1 protein-coding gene is annotated in these 622 nt (G+C 47.1%); it reads left to right on the top strand.

Annotated elements, in window-relative coordinates; translation table 11 throughout:
* Positions 1–105: 105 nt before the first annotated feature.
* Positions 106–622: lipocalin-like domain-containing protein (locus R8N47_RS26280; protein ID WP_318186241.1), on the top strand; the 517-nt coding region annotated here is incomplete at its 3' end.

Genomic DNA, 622 nt, shown 5'->3' with positions numbered 1-622 from the left:
ACAAACTATCGCTTGGGCAATGCTCGCGATTATGATCGCCGGGGCGTTACCCGTAATTCGAATGATTAAGAGTACGCCAATGAAGTCGTTGAGGGATGCGTTGTAGTGGAAAAACAAAACTCTAAAAAGCGCGTTTTTGCTTCGATGCTGATCGTTGTCGTTTTTGCCATGTTGACTGGAGCGACGTTGTATTCAACGTTTTGGCTAGAGCCTACTGCTACCCAAGAAAACGAAATTAATTCGGTACTGACGCGAGAAAATAAAACCATTTTTGAGCCGGTTTTACCGGACGAGCATGTCTCATTGCCTTCAGACTTTCGCTTCCATCCTGAATATCAACATGAATGGTGGAACTACTTTGCGAAGCTGCAAGATAAGCAAGGTCGCACTTACAACGTGCAGTGGAGCTATTTTCGCGTCGCCACCGATGAACGAGAAACCAGCGGTTGGCAATACCCGCAACTGTACATGTCACATGTTGTCGTGAGCCATGGTTCGCATGTGTGGAAAGAACAGCGTGTTGCGCGTGGAGGTATTGGTCAAGCTGGCATGACAAACCGACCATTCCGTTTATGGATAGATAACTGGACTTGGCGCTCATTAGGCTCTACACCATTTCCAG

The sequence above is a fragment of the Vibrio sp. 2132-1 genome (assembly GCF_033344315.1).
This window is presented reverse-complemented; position numbering and strand designations above follow the sequence as displayed.